Source organism: Thermogemmata fonticola, from assembly GCF_013694095.1.
In the GTDB taxonomy this organism is placed as follows: Bacteria; Planctomycetota; Planctomycetia; order Gemmatales; family Gemmataceae; genus Thermogemmata; species Thermogemmata fonticola.
Genome location: NZ_JACEFB010000001.1, coordinates 356,536 through 378,274, shown reverse-complemented (window position 1 = coordinate 378,274; position 21,739 = coordinate 356,536). Strand labels below are relative to the sequence as shown.

Sequence of the window (21,739 nt, the reverse complement as noted above, 5' to 3'; positions counted from 1 at the left end):
TCCCTGCAGAGCCGGAGAACAGTTGCTGGCCCTGGACTTTGACGCCTTAGGGAATCGGAACGAGGAAGTGCCATGAGGATTGCCGTCATCGGGACAGGGTATGTGGGTCTGGTGACAGGGACGTGCTTAGCTGAAAGCGGTAACGATGTCGTCTGTGTGGATAACAACGTCCAGAAGATCGCTATTCTCCAAGAAGGCCGGCTGCCGATCTATGAGCCGGGATTGTTGGAATTGGTCCAGAGAAACCAGCGGGAAGGCAGGTTGCATTTCACCACGGATCTTAGTGCCGCCGTTCAGGAAGCTCAACTGATCTTTGTTGCTGTCGGGACACCGCCGACACCAGAAGGAGCAGCGGACCTTTCGGCAGTTTTCAGCGTTGTTGACGCCGTAGCCCAAGCTCTGCGAGGTGTTTCACCTCCCCCAACAAGCCCCCGAATTCTCGTGATCAAAAGCACGGTGCCCGTGGGGACAAATGCTCGCATCAGCGCACGCTTGCAGGAGCTGGGCTGTGCCCATCTGCTGGAAGTTGCTAGCAACCCGGAGTTTCTGAAAGAAGGAGCAGCGATCGAAGATTTCATGAAACCTGATCGTGTGGTGGTGGGGGTACGCCGGCCCGAAGTGGCGGAGGTACTTCGGGAGTTGTATGCCCCATTCCTGCGCACCGATCGCCCTTTTCTGGTGATGTCTCCGGAATCGGCGGAGATGACCAAGTATGCGGCCAACGCCATGTTAGCAACCAAAATCAGCTTTATCAATGAAATGGCCAATTTGTGCGATCGCTTGGGAGCCGATATTCACGATGTCCGCCGGGGCATTGGACACGATCAGCGGATCGGATTCCAATTTCTCTTCCCAGGCCCTGGCTATGGAGGATCGTGCTTTCCAAAGGATGTGGGCGCGGTGATCGCTATGGGCCGTCAGGTCGGTTGCCCCATGCGTTTGATGGAGGCTGTCGATGCTGTCAATCATGCTCAAAAACAGATATTATTCCGTAAAATCTCGGCCCACTACCGGGGACAATTAGCGGGCTTGACAATTGCTATTTGGGGTCTGTCCTTCAAACCGCGAACAGATGACATCCGTGAAGCTCCCTCACTGGTTCTAATCGAGGCCTTGCTCCGGGAGCAGGTTCATCTGCGCGTCCACGATCCCGAAGCCATGCATAACGTCCGGGCCTTGTATGGCGATCGGTTATATTACGCTCGGAATCCCTATGATGCGGTCCAAGGAGCCGATGCGTTAGTCATTGTCACCGAGTGGGCGGAATTTCGCCATCCCGATTTTGCCCTGATCCGTCAGTTGATGAAAGGACACGTCATTTTCGATGGCCGGAACATATATGAGCCGCGGCAGATGGCCAATTGGGGCTTCACCTACTACGGCATCGGACGGGGTTTACCACTGGATCTGCCGCCATCCGAGAGCGAGGACCCCAAGTGAATCATCTCAAGCGAGATAAACACTTTCCCTCAGCACTACAACGATTCACACCTTGAGTACAGCCTGTCGTTTGGAAAACCAGCGCTTCCACCATGAATCAGCATGTTGATTTTCAACTGGTATAAGTACGGAAACATGTGTAGTTTCAGGAGTCTCTGTCAACTTTGATTTATTACTTTTGGAATCAATTAATAATTGACAAATTATACCAATAACAATCCAAATAATTATTCCAATATGAATAGCCATAGCATTGTTGTCAAACCATTGTACAGAATCGAATGGAGAGACAGATTCGATCAATAGCAAAAGGGCATGGATGGTTATCCAAGTGCCGAGGAGAGTTGTTGCGAGAATCCAGCCGATGCGAAACAGGAGTACAGCAACCAGGCCTCCCAAAGGGAAGGCGAGCCAGATATCCCGGAAGTCAGATAAGAGTTGGTTGGCTAGATACAGCAGAGTGATGCCGCCGAATCCAAACACGACGAGGCGGGCTAGCTCCACGGCGATCATCGCGGTGGCCAAGCCAATAACTATGGCAGATATCACGGGAGGAGTCCGAGTCCAGTGGCTACCCCAGTGCCAGGTGATAGCTGCCGCTACGAACGCCGCTACGCAGGTGATCCAGAAGCGATGCCATCGCCAGCCAAACAACCACAAGGCTAGCCCCAAAGTTACCCAAGTGCCAAGCATGGCCGCGCTCATTCCCCGTGCGGCTTGCAGCACCTCACCATTGACCATACTAGGCATAGTCATGATGTAATCTCACGTTTAAGGCTATGTGAAGAAGATATTACATACAATAACAAGTCTTACTGTCAGATTATTTATTCTCCCAGCAGTTGTATCTTGACCGTACGCTGGCGCGGGCCGTCGAATTCACAGAAGAAAATGCCTTGCCAGGTTCCAAGTAAGATTTCACCATTTTGTACAATCAGAGTCAACGAGGTGCCAACCAACGTGCTTTTGATGTGGGCGTCACTATTACCTTCACTGTGCCGGAAGCCCTCCATATGTTTAGGAACTATGCTATTGAGCCAAAGCAGAATATCATGGGCTACATCCGGGTCAGCATGCTCCTGCACAGTCACTGCCGCCGTTGTGTGAGGGCAGTATACCGTACATAAGCCGTGTTGGAATGAGGATGTCCTGATCACGGAGCGAACCTCTTCGGTGATGTCGATCAACTCTTGGCGCCGGTGAGATTGTACCTTCAGAGATAAAACGCGGCAGAGCATTGTCGTTTTCCTCCGGACGTTCGCTATGGTAACAGCAGATAATGGGGGATTGGGAGTCGAAACAACGTGTTGCTCCCCACACTTGCCATAGGACAGGGTAAGGATTGTTGGCTGAAACAAAGATAGGGGATATATCGGTGATCATTGTAGTGGAACGAGGGGAAACCGGAAAAACCTTGGCAGCCGTGCTCAAAGTTCGCCTCGGCTGGAGTTGGTCCCGTGTCAAACGCTTGATCGAACGGCGTCATGTTCGCGTCGGACAGCAGATTGAAACGAACGTTGCTCGCCGCCTGAAGAAAGGCCAAGAGATCCGCATTGCCGACACCGTGGTCCATGGGATAACAAGCGAAAACCGTCCACGCCCTGACGACTCATCCCCATCTTCTCGGCGACCGAGCCGCTTTTCGCGCCGTTCATCCAATCCGCCGAAGCGTGAACCTTCCTCCTCTCTGCCCGTAAGGAAGACTGCGGAACTTCGGAATGTGCCCCATGACTTTCCGAAGACACTGGAGAAGACTTCCGCTCGCGATCGGATGCTGAATCGTGAGGAGGCTGAGCGGAACCAAGTGCAAATACCCCCAACTCCATCTTCCCTTCCGACGGCAAATGCGGAGGAGAAACAAGCCCGTTATGATCCCAGGCCGCTGATCGACATTGTTTATGCGGATGCTGCCATAGTCGTTGTTCACAAGCCAGCGGGTTTGACGACTATGAGGCATGCCTATGAAGAGGCTGAATTCGGCGAGCGGGGACGACGTTACCTACCCAAAACGTTAGCGGATTATCTTCCAAGCCTGCTCGGTTCTCCCCGGTGCAAGGTTTACGCCGTTCACCGCTTGGATCGAGATACTTCGGGATTGGTGGTCTTTGCCCGAACACCCCAAGCTGCCCAGGCGTTAGCGGAGCAACTTCGGCACCATCGCATCGATCGGCGTTATTGGGCGATCACCCGTGGCGTACCCCCGGAGGGGAAACTTGAATCGTGGCTGGTCCGCGATCGGGGAGACGGGAGAAGGGGGAGCGCTTCTGCGGAGGTGGCCGGTGCGAAACACGCTGTCACGTATGTACGGGTTATTGAGAAACTCGGCACGTTTGCCTTGGTCGAGTGCCGCTTGGAGACCGGGAGGACACACCAAGTGCGCATCCACTTGGGGGAAGCCGGTTCTCCGTTATGCGGGGAGCGGATCTACGATCGTCCGCTTCATGGCAAACCCTATCCCGATGACAGCGGTGCAACACGCCCCATGTTGCATGCACGCACCCTCGGCTTTGTACACCCCCTCACCGGGGAGCATCTCCTATGGGAAGCCCCGCCTCCCGCCGACTTTCTGGAGTTGATGGAACGCTTGCGGCGAAGGGAGATAGGACAGAAGGGGGGAGAGAGTGGTTAGATTTCGTGGAGACACGGACGCATAAATAGAAGTTCGATATCCCAAAGGGGGAAAAGACATCCCAATCCCTAACCCTGTTTCAACCACCTGGCGACATCACGGGCATGATAGGTCAGGATCATATCGGCGCCAGCTCGGCGGATACTTGTGAGGATTTCCAACGTAACGCGGCGTTCATCCAACCAACCTTGGGCCGCTGCGGCTTTGACCATCGCATATTCACCACTCACATTGTAAGCAGCGACCGGTAAACCAAAACGGTCTTTCACCTGCCGGATAATGTCCAGATAAGCTAAAGCCGGTTTGACCATAAGCAGATCGGCTCCCTCGTTCACGTCCAAGGCAGCCTCTTTGAGAGCCTCGTTCCGATTGGCAGGGTCCATTTGATAGGTGCTACGATCGCCAAACTGCGGCGGACTCTCCGCGGCCTCACGGAAGGGTCCATAAAATGCGCTGGCATATTTAACAGCGTAACTCAGGATGGCTACATGGGCAAAACCGGCTTCATCCAATCCCCGTCGGATAGCGGCGACCATTCCATCCATCATACCGCTGGGTGCAACGATATCGGCACCAGCACGTGCGTGGCTGATACATTGTTCGACTAAGATGGCTAACGTGGCGTCATTGTCAACGTCCCAGCTACCGCGGCGTTGGTGGAGGATGCCGCAGTGCCCATGAGAAGTGTATTCACAAAAGCACTCATCGGTCATGAGCAAAATCTCTTGACCGAAGGTGTGGCGCAACTCCCGCAAAGCTTGTTGGATGATGCCATCTTCTCGCAGAGCACTGGAACCAGTCTCGTCCTTGGATTCGGGGATGCCAAAGAGGATGAAATACCGCAACCCCAAAGAGAGAGCAGCGCCCACCTCTTCGATCAGGGTGTCTACGCTAAGCTGGTAGTTTCCTGGCATAGAGGAGATTTCCCGGCGGATGCCTCGGCCAGGACGCACGAACAGCGGCAGGATCAGGTCGGCAACGTTCAGCTCGGTTTCTCGGACCAAATCACGCAGCAAAGGATGAGCACGCAATCGCCGGGGCCGAGATGTTGGAAAGGGGGGGTACATTGCCAGTGGATCGATCATTGACCAGGGACTCTGAGCCTGTTTACGTCATTCCCCAGTCATGTTACGTCATAATTGTTTACGGGGAATACGTGGCGAAAAATCGGCTTCCCGCACCGGGGTAGGGGGAGGGAGTTACTCGGCGAGTCCAAGGACTTTATCCATCTGCCGGGATATTTTGCGGAGCGTGTCCTCGCCGCCGCCTTGAACCTCCGCGGTTGCCCATCCCTCATAGCCAATCTCGGCCAGAGCATTCAGGATCTCAGGCCAGTTCTCATCGCCTTCCCCAATCTCTACCCAAGGATTGAGTTTAGCATTGTAGCGTTGGAGGCTAAAACCTTTGAAGTCGAACTTGAGCATGCGCTTGCCCAACTTGCGGATCCACTCGGCAGAAGAGACACCGTAACGGATCATGTTGGAACAATCGAAGTAGGCGCCCACCCAGGGACTTTTGAAACTGTCCACATATTCAATGAGTTGTTCTGGTTTGGTGATGAAGTTATTCCAGACGACTTCGATGGCGATTTTGACACCGCACTTCTCGGCCAGCGGAATCGCTTTACGGATTTCCGCTTGGGATCGCTCCCAACATTGGGAGTATGTGACTCCCTCCTTGACGACACCGGGGACGAGTAGCACTGTTTCCGCTCCCACGGCCTGAGCATCCCGAATGGCAGTCAGTAGAGCTTCTAAGCCTTTGGCACGGACTTTCTCGTCCGGATCAGAGAGCGGTTGATGCCAATGTACCGAGTCGATGACACCGTGGATGGCGATACCCGTTTCCTTGCTAGCCCGGACGAGTTCGTCGAGTTGAGGTGTGCCGGGGCTATCGATCTCTACCCCCTGAAAGCCGCATTTTCTGGCCAATTCCAATTTGTCGCGATGCGTGGCATTGGGCCAACGAATCATGCTGTATTTGATGGCTTTCTTCAATTTGACTTTGCGTGGCTGAGCCGGAGCGGTGCAGGGATTCCACAGGGCCATGAAACTCGCGGTGATGCCCGCACCCCGGCACAAGAAATCCCGGCGGCCAATGGGTTGAGCCATGATAGCTACCTCCCGGCAAGCACAATCCCTTACCACTTCTCTGGTCCATAAACCCATGCATCTATCGGAAAAGCCCCCCTGGAGTCTCCCAACCGTTTCCACACTACCGGCCCTCGACCCCAGGGTCGGTAAGCAAACGTTGGATGGTCTTGGGAATTGCCCCGTTACGGAGGCGATCATGACAAACGATAGACACCAGGCATGGGAACCGGCGGCACCGGATTAGGTCCCCAAGCGTACACTTTCGGGGCGAGTGAGGTTTGCGAAGCCATGAATTGTTTCCAAGTCAGGCGTTGGCCGGTATAGGCGGCTTCGCGGGCGAAGATGGCTAATGCTGTGCTGTGAGCGGCACTTTCCCCATCGTTAATAGGCTTGCCAGAACGAATGCTGGCGAACAACTCGTCGTGTTCCACTTGATACATGTTCTTCGACTCACCACTGAATTCCCAAACCTTACCATCGTAGCGTTCAATTCGATGCCGCATGAGATGGCATTGTCCTTGCGTTCCGATGATGTGGTCATTGATATCGGAGGGGCAGTTGGGCATTTGGCGGCAGGCGGAGAAGATTTTCACGCCGTTGGGAAACTCCAAAGTCACGGCAAAGTGGTCATAGATATTCCCATATTTCGGGTCCGTCCGGACTTGCCGCCCCCCGACTCCCATCGCCGAAATCGGGATGGCCCCTTGGAGCACCCAATTAGCTTTGTCAAAGTTATGACAGTGTTGTTCGACGATAAAATCCCCTGAAAGCCACGTGAAGTAGTACCAATTTCGCATTTGGTATTCCATCTCGGTCCATTTCGGGTCCTGACCACGCCACCAGAGCGGGCCAGTAAGGTAGGTAATATGCAAGGCCCGAATGTCTCCGATCATACCGTCATGAAGCCGTTTGATGGTCTCGCGCTTGGCTTGTTCATAGCGGAAGCAGAAGCCGGAGCAGAGAGCCAAACCCTTCTTTTTCGCCAACTGAGCGCTCTCGATCACGGAACGGACTCCCGGTACATCCACCGCCAGCGGTTTCTCGCAGAAGACATGTTTGCCAGCATCAATCGCGGCTCGCAGATGGAGAGGACGGAATCCCGGAGGAGTACACAAGAGAACGACATCCACACATTCAAGTAGTTTCTTGTATCCATCGAAGCCGTCAAAGCATCGTTCGGGTGGCACATCGATCTTCGAGGCAATGTCCGGTACCTTGAGCAGGTTATTGAGACTGATTTGCAGGCGGTCCATGAAGGCATCACACATAGCCACAAGCTTGACGTTGGGGTCCGCACGCAGAGCCTCGCGGGCTGCGCCTGTTCCCCGGCCGCCACAGCCAACCAAACCAACCCGGAGCGTATCACTTCCAGCAGCGTAAAGGTGGGGCATGCTGGAAACAGCTAGCCCGCTAGCCACTGCGACATTGAGGAACTCACGGCGATTGGGTGTTTCTGTCATTTCAAGTCCCCTTCTCAACCCTGTCACGGAACACGGAAAACATGAATCGCACGAACTTACATTTGGTGGGCACCTTTCATTGTGGCATATCGCGGCAGGTTTGTCACGCTTTTTTTGAAAATTGGACCATAAAAAGCCTCCCGCGATAAAAGGAATACCCTCCCGAAGCGAAGTAAATGGTAACAGGATTTTGCCCCAAGTATAATGGTAGATAAATAACTCGGAGGTAGCCGCATCCCACGGGGTGGGGCGTACCACAAGGATGACGATGAAATCCCAGGGCGGCGCAAATTCGCGGTACACTCCCATGAAGCCAAGCCGTTTCAGTCGCTTTGGACGCGTGGCATTGGGATTCTCTCTGGCGGCGGTGCTAGCGTGTTGGCCGCTGACGCCGAGTTTGTCAGCTTCCCCTGTGCCATACGCGTCAGAAGCGATCGCCTTGACACGCATCTTGACTGACCTATTGCGTCGGCATTTGCCGGACCCCTTAGCACAAGCTAGTGAGAATTGGGGACAGCAGCGTGAGGTGAGCGGAACCCGCCGGCGAATCCGCGATTGGCGTATCATCAGCGAACCCTACCAGGAGATGCGAAACGATGGTCTCTGGCGACGATTGACTTTGCGGGTCCCGCAAAAAGACCAGTTGCATGTGGGTATCCAGAATATCGACTTTCCTCGCCGAGGATGCTTGCGCGGCGTAGTACTGACCGTGGCGGAACGGGTGGACGTGCAATTAGAACAGCAGCAATGGCACAATGGCCTGCGCCTGTACGCCTGTGACACCCGCGCTCATTGCAAAGTCGGCTTGACTCTTCGAGCGGAGGTCACCAGTCGGCGCGAACAACCGATCGGGGCTTTTTTGCCGATGTATGTTCTCAAAGTCCGTATCCTCGACGCTCGCCTCGATTATGGTGACATCGTGGTCGATCACATCCTCGGACTCGATGGCAAGGCTGCCCGAGTCGTCGGTGATGGCATTCGGGAAGTGGTCCGCCGACTGAAGCCGGACTTTGAAGAGCAACTCCGTCGGAAAGCCGAGGCCGCGGTGATTCACGTTACGGACAATCGAGAATTACGCATCACCCTAGACGAATGGCTTCGACGTGCGGTGACTCCCTGAACACTTCGCCTTGCGGCGCAACATCTGCGGAAAGTATACAAGACTGACTGGGTCCGTGGCTCGCTTCCCTCTGGGACGTTAGGTCTTTTCGACTGGCTCAGAGAAGGGCTGGACCTCGCAAGACAGTATTCCTGCCTATCGGTGAGGAAATCATCACATGCTACGCTCTGCGATTCTAATAACTAGCTTGTTCGGGGGATCCATCACCGTTGGTCTTACGGCGAGAGTATATGCCCAAGTATCGTCCCAACTGCCGCCCATACCTTCCGCAACCTCCCCGCAATCCCCAGGATTGGAGCAGACTTTCGCTGTGCAACGGGCGATGGCAGTGGCTCGGCATTTCCTGGAACAGCAACAACCGGTGGAGGCCGTCAAAGCACTGGAGTCCGTACTCCAACTGGCCGAAGGTCAGCCGGGCTATTTGGAATTGTTGCGCCAAGCGTATCAGGCGGAATTGAAACTATGGGAACAGAAAGGCGGAACCGATCCCCGTATAGACCAGCTCAGGCGTTACATTGATCTGCTACAACAATCTCCCCTGCATTCGCCATCCTTACAACAGCTAGAAAATAGCGTAGCGCCGAAAACGAGTTCTGGCGTAGCACCAAGGGCCGCCCCCTCAGCCGAAGCGGGAAGCAGCGCGGGAAAGTCGGAAGTACCGCCTGTGCCGAATGTACCCTCCTCCTCAGCCACCTCAGAAGCCACGGGACTAAACCTTCCTGGAGGCAGGAGTCAAAAGGAAACCGCCTTGAGCGAAGCGATTCTCCTCTTCCATCAAAAGAAATACGCGGAAGCGGCCCAACGATTCGCGCAAGTGCAAGTGGAGCATCTTTCTCCGGAGCACAAGACAGCCTGGGCTTACTGCCGCATTCACAGGGCGCTGGACCGATTACATCAGAAGGCCGTCAACCCCGTTATGATTCAGGCTGCCGTCGCTGATTTGCAGGCGGCACGCGATCTACTCCCAGAGAATGCCGAATTGAGACGTTATGCTGAACAGGCACTGCGTGTGGCTCAACAAAAGGCCCAACATGTGAATGCGTCGACCAATCAACAGCAAAGTCCTCCTATTTGTGCTGAAGTTCGCCCTGCAGAAACCGCATGTTTTCGTGTCATTGGTCCTCTCCGACCAAGTCAATTGGAAGAGATAGGGCACGATGCCGAACAGTATCGGCAGGAATTGTTCGAGCGTTGGAGCGGTCCGGCAGCAGGACCTTGGCAACCCAAATGTGAGATTTTTGTCTATACCAAAGCAGACCAATTCACGCAGGCGACAGGGTTGTCACCTGAACACCAGAGTCTAGCACAAGTCAAACTGACAGAAGGCCACGTCGTGGAACGGCGCATTCACCTCTATTTGGGCAGCGATGGATGGCGTCGATCGCGGCTGAAACGGGAATTGATGCATGTGATCTTGGCGGATCTGTTTCCGCAGTCGCCGCCGCCTCCTTGGGCGGTTGAGGGAATCGTCGTTTTCTCCTCAGGACCAGAGGAGGTGGAACGGTATCAACGAACGATTCAGAGCAAGATACCGCCCCAAGACTGGATGCCTCTGCTGGAACTACTTGAATTGCGAGAGTATCCCGCTGAGCGGATCACAGTTTTCTGTTGCCAAAGTGCCAGTCTAGTGGATTACCTCATCCGAACAGGGGGAGGGGAGAAGAATTTTCTCATCTTTCTGAGAGATTCCCAACGTTACGGTATCGCCGCAGCTCTAAGGCGGCAGTATAGCTACGTTTCTCCAGCAGCTCTTGAGATCGCTTGGAGGCGGTGGGTGCTCAGGGGGAACTGACTGGAAATAAGTTCAATAGCTCCCGCCGGAAATCGTCGTGGGGTCATTACGGCGTGGATTGCGCATCACCTGACGCAATGAGGAAGGTATGGGAACCAAATGGCGGGACATTCGAATCTGTTCCAAGGTCTACTCAAGGTGCCACTCACGGCGTTGGAGTTCCGCCAAGCGTGTATGATCGGTCAAATCAAATTTCAGAGGTGTGATGGTGATGTATCCTTCAGCCAGAGCCTCCACGTCGGTACCGGGATGGGGGTCGGGGCAAAGGAACTCCGGACTGGCCCAAAAGTACGTCCGGCCTCGCGGGTTGACACGGCGGTCAAATTTCTCCGTGTAGGGGGAAATGTTTTGTGGTAGCACTTTGATCCCTTTGATCGGGCCGCGTTCGAGAACGGGTATATTGACGTTGAACAGCGAGCCTGGAGGGGGGTTGCAGGCCAGGATTTGCTCGATCACTTTCCGTGCGTATCGAGCTGCAGTTGGGAAATCGTATATTTTTTTGTCGTATTCCAGAGACACAGCAATAGCTGTGTGGCCATAGAACGCTCCCTCGATTGCAGCGGCGACCGTGCCGGAATAGAGCACATTGATCCCGGCATTACTTCCCGCATTCAGGCCGCTGATGATCACATCGGGCCGTTCAGGCAGGAGTTCCAGCAAGGCCAATTTGACACAATCTGCGGGCCGGCCTTCGACAGCCCAACCGATGAATGTGTGGCCGTCATCATCGAGAACTTCGCTGATCAAAAGGGGATTCAGGAGAGTGACGGAATGTCCCGCGGCGCTCTGCTCCGTGGCGGGGGCGACGACAGTGACTGTGCCCAATTTGAGCAACTCCTGCCGCAAGACACGCAAGCCGGGGGCGTAAATGCCGTCATCGTTGGTCAGAAGGATTCTCATAGTCGTGGATTTCGCACCTTTCTCTTATTCAACGGAGGGGTGGTGCCTCTGTCCGCCCTTTTTTCCCGCGGGGCAATCATTCATGCCGGGGGACGAAATGCAGGCGGCCAAGTCTCCTCACTTTGTCTGAATCGAAGAATTCCTGCTGTAGAGAAGTGTAGGGTGTCGAACTTTCCCGCAGTTGGAAAAAACGCGGGGGCGCCAAGTTGGACATTGTTGTTGTTGTGCATTAGGTTTGAGTAAGCACATTCAGGATCAGCCATGCAGGAGGCTTATGACTCGCCCAGCGGTTAATCTGACATGAACTGGCTACGCGAACCCGACACCGAACCTCTGCCGGGGTATCGCCTCCTCGAACCCATCGGCAACGGGGGGTTTGGCGAGGTCTGGAAATGCTTGGCGCCTGGGGGAATACTCAAGGCTATTAAGTTCGTGTACGGTAACCTGAACGACTTGGAGGTGGAGGATGGCCGTGCTCGGCAGGAACTCAAGGCCTTGGAGCGGGTCAAACAAGTCCGCCATCCTTTTCTTCTCTCCATCGAGCAGATTCAGGAAATTGATGGCGAATTGATTATCGTCATGGAGTTGGCCGACCAGAACCTGCATGAGTGTTTCTTGGAGTATCAACAGCGCGGTTTGCCTGGTATCCCGCGGGACAAACTGTTGGCCTATCTGGATGATGCCGCAGTAGGGCTGGACTATCTGATTGAAAAGCATGGTTTACAGCATCTCGACGTCAAACCCCGCAATTTGTTCCTCGTGGCCGACCGGGTGAAAGTAGCCGACTTTGGCCTCGTTAAAACCCTCGAACGATCCAGTATCTCCGGGTTACTCGGCGGAGTTACACCCCTTTACGCGGCTCCGGAGACTTTCGCCAACAAGATCAGCAAGCACACGGACCAGTACAGCCTTGCGATCGTGTATGTAGAGTTATTGACCGGGCGTCGGCCGTTTGATGGCAAGAATATCCGCCAGTTAGCGTTGCAACACATGTCCGCTCCTCCCGATTTGTCCATGCTGCCCGAAGCGGAGCGGGACATCGTCGGGCGTGCATTGGCCAAAGACCCGGATCAGCGCTTCCCCAGTTGCACCGCTTTTATCCGGACCTTGGCGACCCTTGGACGAGCGCAGTATTCGACGCCTTCGTCGGATAGCTACAGTTTAGGCAACTTTTCGGTTCCCTCTTTTGCCCAGCTCTCACTTCCGGACAGCAGCACTCCCACCCCTGGAATGCCAATCGGAAGTACTACAGGTCGAAGTGACGCCGCCGTGTCGGTAGTCCCTGCCAGTGCAGCTCGCCATCTGAGTCTCATCCGTAGCGACGAGCGTCTGTTGGAAGCCACCGAGCCACAGGTCGAGGCGGGTGTTCTGCGTCCCAGCCTGATGCTCGGCATAGGCAGTTTTGGCCGACGTGCTTTACAGGAAATCCGCCGCCGACTGACTGATCGCTTAGGGGATGCCTCACAGCTTCCGGCGCTAAGGTTCCTCTATCTCGACTGTGATCCGGAGGCTAGCCAAAAGGCTTTGTCTGCTCCTGCCGAGGCCGCTTTACACTCTGACGAAATCCTGTTAGCTCCCTTACAACCCGTGACCCAATATCGCCGGCGGCAGTTGGAGCAAATTTTGGATTGGTTGCCTCGGGAAAAGCTTTACAGCATTCCACGGAACTTGCAAGCAGGGGGCGTGCGTGCCTTCGGACGGTTAGCTTTTTGCGACCATTACCTCCGATTTGTGGCTCGACTCAAGCGGGAAATCCAAATCGCAACACATCCGGAATCCCTAGCGCAAACGAGTGCACAAACGGGTCTCAATGTCCGGGATACTGTCCCTCAGGTCCTGATTTTTGCGAGCTTGGCCGGGGGAAGCGGCGGAATGCTCCTCGATGTGGGATACTCAGTGCAACGCGTTTTGCAACGTGTTGTGGGAGGATCCCAAGCGCGTGTCGTAGCTTTCGTTTACTTGGCTGCTCCTTCCGACCCCGCTTCCCCAGATCATGAGTTGGCGAATGTGGTCGCTGGGTTGACCGAACTCCATCATTATGCCGATCCTGATGTAGTCTTCAGCGCCCAATACGGTGGGCCTGATGGACCGCGGGTGGAAGGCCGTGGCTTACCCTTCACAGCCACCTATCTGCTGGCGATGGAAGAACGGAGCGGTGCAGCTTTTCGCCGCTGCTTGTCACGTTTAGCTTCCTATGTCAGCAATGAGCTGACCACCTTGCTTGGCCCGGCATTAGACGCTCATCGCAGCCGTCCGGCAGCCCCAGGACGCACCCCATTTCGGACCTTCGGAGTGTATAGTCTCTGGTATCCCCGCGGACTGTTGTTGCGCTCAGCGGCTCAACGGTTGTGCGCTCAGTTGGTGTACCACTGGGTGGAAGAGGCTGAGCCGGAGTGTGAAGAAGCGATTGCCCAAACCGTGGCACGGATCACAAACGATGAGCGGTTAGCCCTGAGCACAAACGAACAACCAGAGAAGGGGGAAGTGCGATCACCCGTGGCAGAAGTAGCCGGTATAGCCGAATCCCTGAAGCGGTGGCTGCAGGAATTGGACCAGCAATGGTCTGCCGCGGCAAAAGCGGGGCAAGGAACTGCTTGGGCACGCCAAGTCTGGGAACAAACACGGGAATGGGTAGGTTGGCATTCTTCGCACCTGCCGGAATCGGCTGTTATACGTAACCGTTGGCATCGCACTCTGGAGGATGCCGCCCGTCGACAAGCCGAAGCCTGGGCCAATGAAGTCTCCGCTGTGGTCGAAGCACTGGCCGAACGTCCAGGGCGGCGCTTGGCCGCCGTCGAAAGCGGGCTTCGCCAGATCGAGTCTTGGTGTGAAAAACAAGCCTTGTTAGCCGAGCAACACCTTGATCAACTGTCGCGGCAATTGCGACAAGCCTTCGTCGATCTTCGAGATGCTTACGAAGCTTGTGAAGAGGGTAACGGGACGTTCAGCTTGCTGGGCGGACGTGGAAGCCGTGCCCTACGGCATTTCGTGGAACAACACCGGCAATATGTCCACTTACGCCTCCGAGAAGGCGCTTGGGAGGCGACGGCTCGTTTCTTCCGCCTGCTTCAGGTTCGTTTGCAAGAGAAGCGTCGGGATATCGATGTCGTCCGCCTGCGTTTACGAGACATTGTGCGTCGATTGCAAGGAGAGGCACGTTCGGAAGCCTCGGCGGATACCCCTGGACGGCTCGCGTCCCGCTGGACCCGTAATGTCCCCTCTGGATCCGACAGTGAAAAAACCCCCTTTAATCCCGAGGCAATCGCCGAGAAAGCTACGGTACGTATTTTGCTCCCCGAAGGTGAGAAGCATTGGGAACAGGCGATTGAGCATTTATTGGCACATTGTAGCGAGTCGGAATTGAATCGCTTGGAACATGCCTTAGGCCAGTTGGTTTTAGCCCCGCGGGGCGGACTGCTCTCGATCAGCCGCGTTCATGCTGATCTGTACCGCCTTCTGGCTGTGCCCCTCATCGATCAGACGATCGCCTTTTTGGCGAACCTTCTGCCCACCCAGGATGTTGCGGAGGTGGTCATTCGTCAGGAATCCTCGCCTGCCATGACACTCTCCCAACGGCTCCAGGACTATCACCGGTTGGCGTCCCCCATCCTCGGTGCTGGCGATGGCGAAGAGCAGACGTACCTCGTGGTTCCTAGCAGTCAGGCTGGTCGCGAATTGGCTGCTCACCTCCAGCAAATTGTACCTGGAAGCCTGTGCCTCGAGGTTCCCTACCCGGCAACGGACATCCTGTTTTGCCGCGAACACGGGGGGCTGCGGTTAGAAGAGCTGGTAGCCTCCCTGTTGAGTTGCATTCCTATCTATCAAAAAGCCTGCCATCATATTCTGACCAATCCCCACTCCCGCTACGATGTTGTCGAATGGCTACCCTTGTGGGAGTGAGGAAGAGGGGAACTATTCTCAGTCTCAGAACCGCTGGCCGTGAATGACAGGTTGCCTTTACGGACACCGCAAAGATCTTCTCACAGCGGGGACGACTGACAGGAACACACCGATAGCCGCAGTTACGACTCTCTTGCCGATCCGCCAGAAGAAAAGCCTACCAGAGAGTGAGAAAGTGAAGGGAGGAGACCGCGTAAACAGCGCGGGTTGCTGTTGATTAGGCGCTTCCAAATGCCAGCCCTGGGGGAGGAGGGGGGACAGGAACGGCCTCCGCGGGGGTGGAGAGCGGTTTGGTTGAGGTTGTCGCTTGAGGTTCGGTCTTATCAGGCCGAATGTCTTGGGCAGAGGCACCGGCCACGAGGCGTTCGACTTCTTGGACATCCAATTCCTCGTGCAAGAGCAGAGCTTCGGCGATGCGCTCCAAGGCGTCCCGATGGGCACGGAGCAAGGCGGAGGCTTGCTCTTCGGCTTCGGTGAGCAATCGTTGGATTTCTTCATCAATGAGTCGGGCGGTGCCCTCACTGAAGGTGCGCGACTCGATGATTTCTTTACCCAGAAAAACGTGTTCTTCTCCGATTTGGTAATAGACGGGGCCGAGGCGAGCACTCATGCCGTATTGCGTGACCATGATCCGCGCTAGGCGTGTGGCCTGTTTGAGGTCCATGACGGCGCCCGCCATAGGTTCGCCGAAAATGAGCTTGTCGGCGGCTCGGCCGCCCAGGGCGACCACCAAGCGGGCCATCAATTCGCTGGCGGAGCGGTCCATCTTTTCTTCGTCGGGTTGCAACAGGGTGACTCCTCCTGCTTGGCCTCGCGGGATGATGGACACGCGGTCGATTTTGTCGGCTTTTGGCTGGAGCAGAGCGCAGAGGGCGTGACCGGCCTCGTGATAGGCGGTGCGGCGGCGTTCCTGCTCGCTGAGGGCTTCGTCCCGAGGAACTCCCAAGCGGACGCGGTCGGCTGCTCGATCAAAATCGATCTGTTCAATCCGTTGGCTGCCGCGGCGGGTCGCATGCAGGGCTGCTTCATTGCAAAGGTTTTGCAATTCCGCTCCGCTCATGCCGACCATGCTCCGCGCGATCCGCTCCAAGTCTACATCATCGGCAAGTGGTTTGTTCCGGGTGTGGACTTTGAGTATTTCCAGCCGCCCCCTCCACGTGGGCCGATCGACCGTGATGTGGCGATCGAAGCGCCCCGGCCGTAGTAAAGCGGGATCGAGGACATCGGGGCGATTGGTAGCTGCTATGACAATGACGGTTTCACTTGGCTGGAACCCGTCCATTTCTGAGAGGATTTGATTGAGAGTTTGTTCCCGTTCATCGGAACCTCCGCCGTAACCCGTGCCGCGCATGCGGCCCACGGCGTCGATCTCATCGATAAAGACAACACAGGGGGCGTTTTCCTTGGCGACCCGGAACATATCCCGGACCCGGCTAGCTCCCACGCCGACAAACATCTGAATGAATTCACTCCCGCTAATGGAAAAGAAGGGCACATTGGCCTCTCCCGCAACGGCCTTAGCAAGCAGGGTCTTCCCAGTACCCGGCGGACCGAAAAGCAGAACCCCCTTAGGCACACGTGCTCCTAAGCGTGCGAATTTGCCTGGGTCCCGCAAATATTCCACGATTTCCCAAAGCTCACGTTTCGCATTTTCCATTCCGGCTACATCGTCGAAGGAGACACGATCCTTCCCCTTTTCATATCGCTTGGCGGGACTGCGCGTGTAACTCGTAAGGAAACCCCCGCTCAGCGGATCACGCAAGCGCGGCACGAAGACGAACAGGAATATGCCGACCACGAGACCGATCAACAGGAGATTCAGCAGGAAGGGTCCGAGCCAAGACAGATCCCCCCGTTTACTGATGACCAAAGGTTCGGGCACGCGTTCTGGGGCGGTCTTCTGGAGCATCTCCCGATATTGGCGGTCCTTTTCTTCCCATTCACGGACAAGGGCCGTTTGGTCGAGAGTCGTCGGGAGGTTGACGCTGAAGTGCCCCGACGAGGGCAGGCGTAGTTGTTTCGCTAGGGCGGAGTGGGGATCCCGGACTTCCCCTTCCAAGTAATCTTGACCAATAAATGTGACTCGTTGAACTTCCCCAGCGGCAATGAGTTTATGAAAATCGCTGTAAGTGATCTCACGTCCTCCACTCGCAGTCAGATAGACAATGCTGATCACCCCCAGCACGACCAGTAGAATCCAACTGCTAGGCAGCAGGGGATGAGCACGCTTGGGCGAGGGTGTTTGGTTATCCTGTGGCGGAGGGGAAGCGGAGGGGGATTGCCGAGGCGAAGAGTTGCCCGCCGGTGGTGTCATATGGGAAGACCTTGAGACAAATACCAGGACATTCAGGTACGTGCAGGTGCAGGACAGTCCTGCTAGCGTTTCTGACCTTCACAAGTATTTTATGCAGATACCTCATATGGGGGGTAATACTGCGGCTAGCGGCTCAGGTCGGGTACGGCGGCGGATGTTCCGCCGGGCTTGATGCGGGCGGACTTGTCGCTTCTCCTGCCGGAGAGCTAGCTGTTACCACATCAGAACTCTTTTCTTCTCCAGCAGACGCGCTTTCCTCCTGTTGTTTGAAGAAGGCTGCAAGCTCAGCAAAAGTGTTCAAGGCAGCCTTACCGGATCGCTTTTCTGGCGGGAGTATCGGGAGGGGTTTGGGTTTAGCGGGGGGTCTGGGGGTACGTCGAGGGGCTGGCGGCGGAGGTGGCGCACTGCTCGGAGTTTGAGAAGCCCGTGCAGGAGTGGATTCTGCCGTGGCAGCAGGAGCAGGAGGAGCGCTTCCGGCAGATTCCCCCGTTCGAGGGGCTTCAGACGAGATCGGTTGCTGGGAAGCAGAGGGCGTGGGGCGTGGGCCGCGTCCTGGGCGAGTGGCCCCTTCCGCGGAGGCAGATCGGCTGCCGGACGGGGCGCCTTGTCCTCGACGGCTACGCTCGGAGCGGGACCCGCGGGGTGTGCCACCGCGAGACGGCGGAGGCAGAACCGGTCCTTCTCGCCGTTCGCGCGCAGAGGACTGCCTTTCCCCGGCCGGGCTGGGTGGGCGCCGCTCTTGCCCCGGCGGGATCATAGTCAACGAAATTTTGCGGACTTCCGGTTTGACATCCAACACCCAAACCGTGACAGCATCGCCCACGGCAACGAGTTCATGAGGACTGTGGATGTAACGGTTCGCCATCTGGCTGATGTGGACCAAGCCACTCTCGCGCAAACCAATGTCGATGAAAGCCCCGAATGGCACCACATTCAAGACAGTACCCCTCAATTCCATGCCGGGGCGTATATCCTCGAACTTGAGCATGCCTCGCTTGAACAGGGGCGGGGGATGATCCAGCCGTGGATCCCGTCCGGGATGGGACAGAGCATGCATGACATCGCGGACAGTACCTTCACTCACGTGGAAGCGAGCGGCAAAGTCCGCCGGGGACAAGCTGGCCAGACGCGAAGCTAACTCCGATACGCGCTGAGGATCGCGTAAATCCAGGGGACTCAACCCGCAAGCTTCGAGAATCGCACGGGCCAGATCGTATTGCTCGGGATGAATCCACAAACTATCCAGAGGTTCCTCGCCATCACAGATTTTGACGAATCCTGCGGCTTGGATGTAATGCTTTTCTGTCAGGCCGGAGATTTCCAGCAGTTGACGGCGATGCCGGAAGGGACCGTGCTGCCGTCGGCGCGTGACGATTTCACGAGCGAAAGTGGGATTAAGACCACAGACATACCGCAGCAGGGGATACTCTGCCCGATTGAGGTCCACTCCCACAGCATTGACGCTGGATACCACGACGGCTTCCAATGCTTCCTTGAGGTATTTCTGTTTTACGTCATGTTGGTAGAGACCGACGCCGATGTGATGCGGGTCGATCTTCACTAGTTCTGCCAGTGGATCGAGCAGGCGCCGGCCCACACTGATCGCAGCACGAATAGAAGGTGACAGCGTGGGAAATTCTTCCTGAGCAATCGGACTATGAGCATAGTCACGAATACCGGCTTCGATCACAATGGCATACGCCAAATCCTTGGGAGCCGGCGGCAGCCCTTCCAGATCGATCGGGGACGCCGGTGCTGAAGCCGTTTCGGAAGTGCTGATGGGCAAAATAGTAGTGGTCGTGGTAACTGTTGCCTCTGCAGGTGCGGGTCCTACAGATTCGATGGCCACTGAAGAGGGCGTTGGGAGGGGAGCCACTTCCAAAGGGAGCTGTACCGCAGCAGACGGCCCCGAAGCTGGGGGTCCTTCTGCACTGCTCGCAGCACCAGCAGTTTCGGAAGGCGTCATGGTGACGGTGGACACAAGACCAGTAACCGTGGTGGTGAACGTCGTTTCCCTCGCAGGGACAGCGACAGTAGGGATGGCAGTCGTAGAAGGAAGCGGAGACGGTGCAGGGACAGCCAACGTCTCAGAAGTGAGGCTCACCTCCGGTGCCGGTAGGGGAGTTCCGGCTTCAGTGATCGAGACAGTTTCCACTGGCGGAGGAACGGCAGCAGGCTGGGTCAGAGCGCTGACCGGAGCAGGGGCAGCGGCTGGGGTGGGGGGGATGGGGCTTTTTCCACCGCCGCGTTCCAAGTCGGCGATGAGTTCAGATACCAGAGCCTCAACGTCTCGGTAATTCCCGCCGTTTCCTATGGCAATCAGGGAGAGTTGGTGTCGCCGGATGAGTTGCTCCAGCCGCCGTTTGGCCTCCAAGAGATTGCGATGCGGCCCGCTGACATGGATCACGGCATCTTCAACATAAGCGCCGTCTTCATTGAGCACGACCACTGTGGTGATATTCCGATTGCTGGGATCGATCGCCAGGACCTTCCTGTCTCGAACTGGGGGCTGCAGAAGCAGGCTGCGCAAGTTTCGAGCAAAGACTTGAACGGCATGCTCTTGGGCTTGTTGCAGGAGGTCCCGACGGACTTCCTTCTCTAATGCAGGGAGCAATATTTCCTCGACCGATGTCCTCGTTAGGGACATAAGTAACTCCCGATGGGGATGATCGCCCCAAGAGAGTTTCTGCAACGCCATTTCGACAACACGATCGCGATCGACCTGAATGCGGACGCGGAGCACATTGAGCCTCTCGCCCCGTGTGATGGCCAAAATGCGATGAGGAGGTATTTCTCGAACCGCTTCTTTGAAATCAAAATAGGGCTGAAACTCTTTGCCTTTGCCTTCGGGGAGTGTCTCCACCCGTTGGGCGACAAGCACGCCGGTCTCCCACAGGAATTTGCGGACTTCGCCCCGCAGATCCGCATGTTCTGCGATCATTTCCTTGAGGATGACCTTGATACCGTTGAGCACATCCTCCGTGGTGAGCAGCCATTTGTCGGGGTCTACCAGACCGGCTAGGACTTCATCGAGTTGTGTGACGGCCGGATCCCGGTTCCAAATAGCCTCAGCGACTGGCCCCAACCCCTTGTCACGCGCTTCCTTGGCAGGGGACTTCTTCTTGTGACGGAAGGGGAGAAAGAGGTCCTCCAGTCGCTTGAGCGTCTCAGCCTGGAGGATGGCCTGCGTGAGTTCATCTGTTAGTCGATGCTGGTAGGCAAGGGTGCGGAGGATCGTTTGTTTTCTGGCAGCGATCTCACGGAGTTGCCGCACGCGTTGTTGAATGCGCCGGATCGTCTCCTCGCTGAGTCCCCCGGTCTGATCCTTGCGGTAACGTGCGATGAAGGGGGGGGCATAGTGGTCGTCGAGCAGATGAAGCACGGCCTCCACCTGAGACTTCCGGATTTGCAAGTCCTGTGCGATGCGGGCCAAGTCTTGGGGTTGGGGAGCGGCGGGAACCGGCGGAATGGGTTGCGGCGGCCGCGGGGGAGCCGAGGGTTTCGCTGCCGCCGGCGGGGTGGTCTCCTGCGGAGAGCTAGCCGTTTCTCCGGCGCTAGGGGTGTCCCCTGTCGATGTGCCGACTACCGCCGATTCCGTTTGGGCATCGCCTGCTGCTGCCTCAATCGGAGCGGATAGTCCCGAAACCGATGAAGCCGTCTGTTCTGACTCTACCCCGGATGATGCTGTCGCAATCTGGTGAGAACCCGAACCCAGCGGACTTTCCCTCTCCGGTTTTTCTGCGTCCTGAGGGGGTGGGGCTGCTCTCGATGATAGTTCGCCTTCGCTGCGCATCATTTCTGAAGAGGCGACCTGCTGTTCAGATGCAAGCGGTGCATCATGCTGAATCCGTGGCAAAGTCCCGGAGGTGGTAGGCTCGGCAGGGGGAGACTCGTCGGGAAGTGGGCCGACCTCAGTCTCTGGGGGTGACTCGGAAGCGGAAGCAGAAGAGGCTGAGGCTACCTCGATCGCGGGAGCGGAGGATTGCACAGGAGTGGATTGAGTTTCAGAGGGGGACAAGCCAGCAATGTTGGTCTCGGATGCAGGGGTCTGACGGGGGTCGGACGGATTCATGGCATATCGTCCTGGAGTT

The 21,739-nt window shown here is 56.3% G+C and carries 13 protein-coding genes; 5 read left to right on the top strand and 8 right to left on the bottom strand.

Annotated elements, in window-relative coordinates; all coding sequences use genetic code 11:
* Positions 1 to 72 precede the first annotated feature (72 nt).
* Positions 73 to 1,440, top strand: coding sequence for a UDP-glucose dehydrogenase family protein (locus H0921_RS01320; protein ID WP_194536215.1), 1,368 nt, complete (start codon positions 73 to 75; stop codon positions 1,438 to 1,440).
* Between the two features lie 45 nt (positions 1,441 to 1,485).
* Here the strand turns inward: H0921_RS01320 and H0921_RS01315 are convergent, their stop codons facing one another.
* Positions 1,486 to 2,196 (bottom strand): hypothetical protein, encoded by a 711-nt coding sequence (locus tag H0921_RS01315; protein WP_194536214.1) that lies wholly within the window; start codon positions 2,194 to 2,196, stop codon positions 1,486 to 1,488.
* Positions 2,197 to 2,267: 71 nt separating this feature from the next.
* The gene (locus H0921_RS01310) at positions 2,268 to 2,678 is read right to left on the bottom strand and encodes a secondary thiamine-phosphate synthase enzyme YjbQ (RefSeq protein ID WP_194536213.1); all 411 of its coding nucleotides are present in this window, start codon (positions 2,676 to 2,678) and stop codon (positions 2,268 to 2,270) included.
* 137 nt (positions 2,679 to 2,815) lie between these two features.
* Here H0921_RS01310 and H0921_RS01305 point away from each other — a divergent pair, with 137 nt between their 5' ends.
* The gene (locus H0921_RS01305; protein WP_315851820.1) at positions 2,816 to 4,069 is read left to right on the top strand and encodes an RluA family pseudouridine synthase; all 1,254 of its coding nucleotides are present in this window, start codon (positions 2,816 to 2,818) and stop codon (positions 4,067 to 4,069) included.
* A 68-nt stretch (positions 4,070 to 4,137) separates the two neighbouring features.
* On the opposite strand, the gene hemB is transcribed toward H0921_RS01305, so the two are convergent.
* From hemB to H0921_RS01290, 3 genes are all read right to left on the bottom strand, one after another.
* The gene (gene hemB, locus H0921_RS01300; RefSeq protein WP_228498888.1) at positions 4,138 to 5,154 is read right to left on the bottom strand and encodes a porphobilinogen synthase; all 1,017 of its coding nucleotides are present in this window, start codon (positions 5,152 to 5,154) and stop codon (positions 4,138 to 4,140) included.
* 114 nt (positions 5,155 to 5,268) lie between these two features.
* Positions 5,269 to 6,180 carry a sugar phosphate isomerase/epimerase family protein gene (locus H0921_RS01295; RefSeq protein WP_194536212.1) on the bottom strand — a complete coding sequence of 304 codons (912 nt, stop codon included), beginning with the start codon at positions 6,178 to 6,180 and terminating at the stop codon, positions 5,269 to 5,271.
* A 176-nt stretch (positions 6,181 to 6,356) separates the two neighbouring features.
* Positions 6,357 to 7,622, bottom strand: a complete 1,266-nt coding sequence (locus H0921_RS01290) for a Gfo/Idh/MocA family protein (RefSeq protein ID WP_194536211.1) — start codon at positions 7,620 to 7,622, stop codon at positions 6,357 to 6,359.
* Between the two features lie 307 nt (positions 7,623 to 7,929).
* On the opposite strand from H0921_RS01290, the gene H0921_RS01285 reads away from it, so the two are divergent.
* Positions 7,930 to 8,742, top strand: coding sequence for a hypothetical protein (locus H0921_RS01285; RefSeq protein ID WP_194536210.1), 813 nt, complete (start codon positions 7,930 to 7,932; stop codon positions 8,740 to 8,742).
* Positions 8,743 to 8,899: 157 nt separating this feature from the next.
* Positions 8,900 to 10,534: a hypothetical protein gene (locus H0921_RS01280; RefSeq protein ID WP_194536209.1), complete on the top strand. Its 1,635-nt coding sequence runs from the start codon at positions 8,900 to 8,902 to the stop codon at positions 10,532 to 10,534.
* Positions 10,535 to 10,663: 129 nt separating this feature from the next.
* On the opposite strand, the gene surE is transcribed toward H0921_RS01280, so the two are convergent.
* Positions 10,664 to 11,434 (bottom strand): 5'/3'-nucleotidase SurE, encoded by a 771-nt coding sequence (surE, locus tag H0921_RS01275; protein ID WP_194536208.1) that lies wholly within the window; start codon positions 11,432 to 11,434, stop codon positions 10,664 to 10,666.
* A gap of 300 nt (positions 11,435 to 11,734) precedes the next feature.
* Here surE and H0921_RS01270 point away from each other — a divergent pair, with 300 nt between their 5' ends.
* Positions 11,735 to 15,334 carry a tubulin-like doman-containing protein gene (locus H0921_RS01270; RefSeq protein ID WP_194536207.1) on the top strand — a complete coding sequence of 1,200 codons (3,600 nt, stop codon included), beginning with the start codon at positions 11,735 to 11,737 and terminating at the stop codon, positions 15,332 to 15,334.
* A gap of 217 nt (positions 15,335 to 15,551) precedes the next feature.
* On the opposite strand, the gene ftsH is transcribed toward H0921_RS01270, so the two are convergent.
* Together ftsH and H0921_RS01260 are read right to left on the bottom strand one after the other, a co-directional pair.
* On the bottom strand, positions 15,552 to 17,648 hold the full coding sequence (gene ftsH, locus H0921_RS01265; protein ID WP_194536206.1) for an ATP-dependent zinc metalloprotease FtsH: 2,097 nt from the start codon (positions 17,646 to 17,648) through the stop codon (positions 15,552 to 15,554).
* A 133-nt stretch (positions 17,649 to 17,781) separates the two neighbouring features.
* Positions 17,782 to 21,444, bottom strand: coding sequence for a Tex-like N-terminal domain-containing protein (locus H0921_RS01260; protein WP_194536205.1), 3,663 nt, complete (start codon positions 21,442 to 21,444; stop codon positions 17,782 to 17,784).
* Between the last annotated feature and the right edge of the window lie 295 nt (positions 21,445 to 21,739).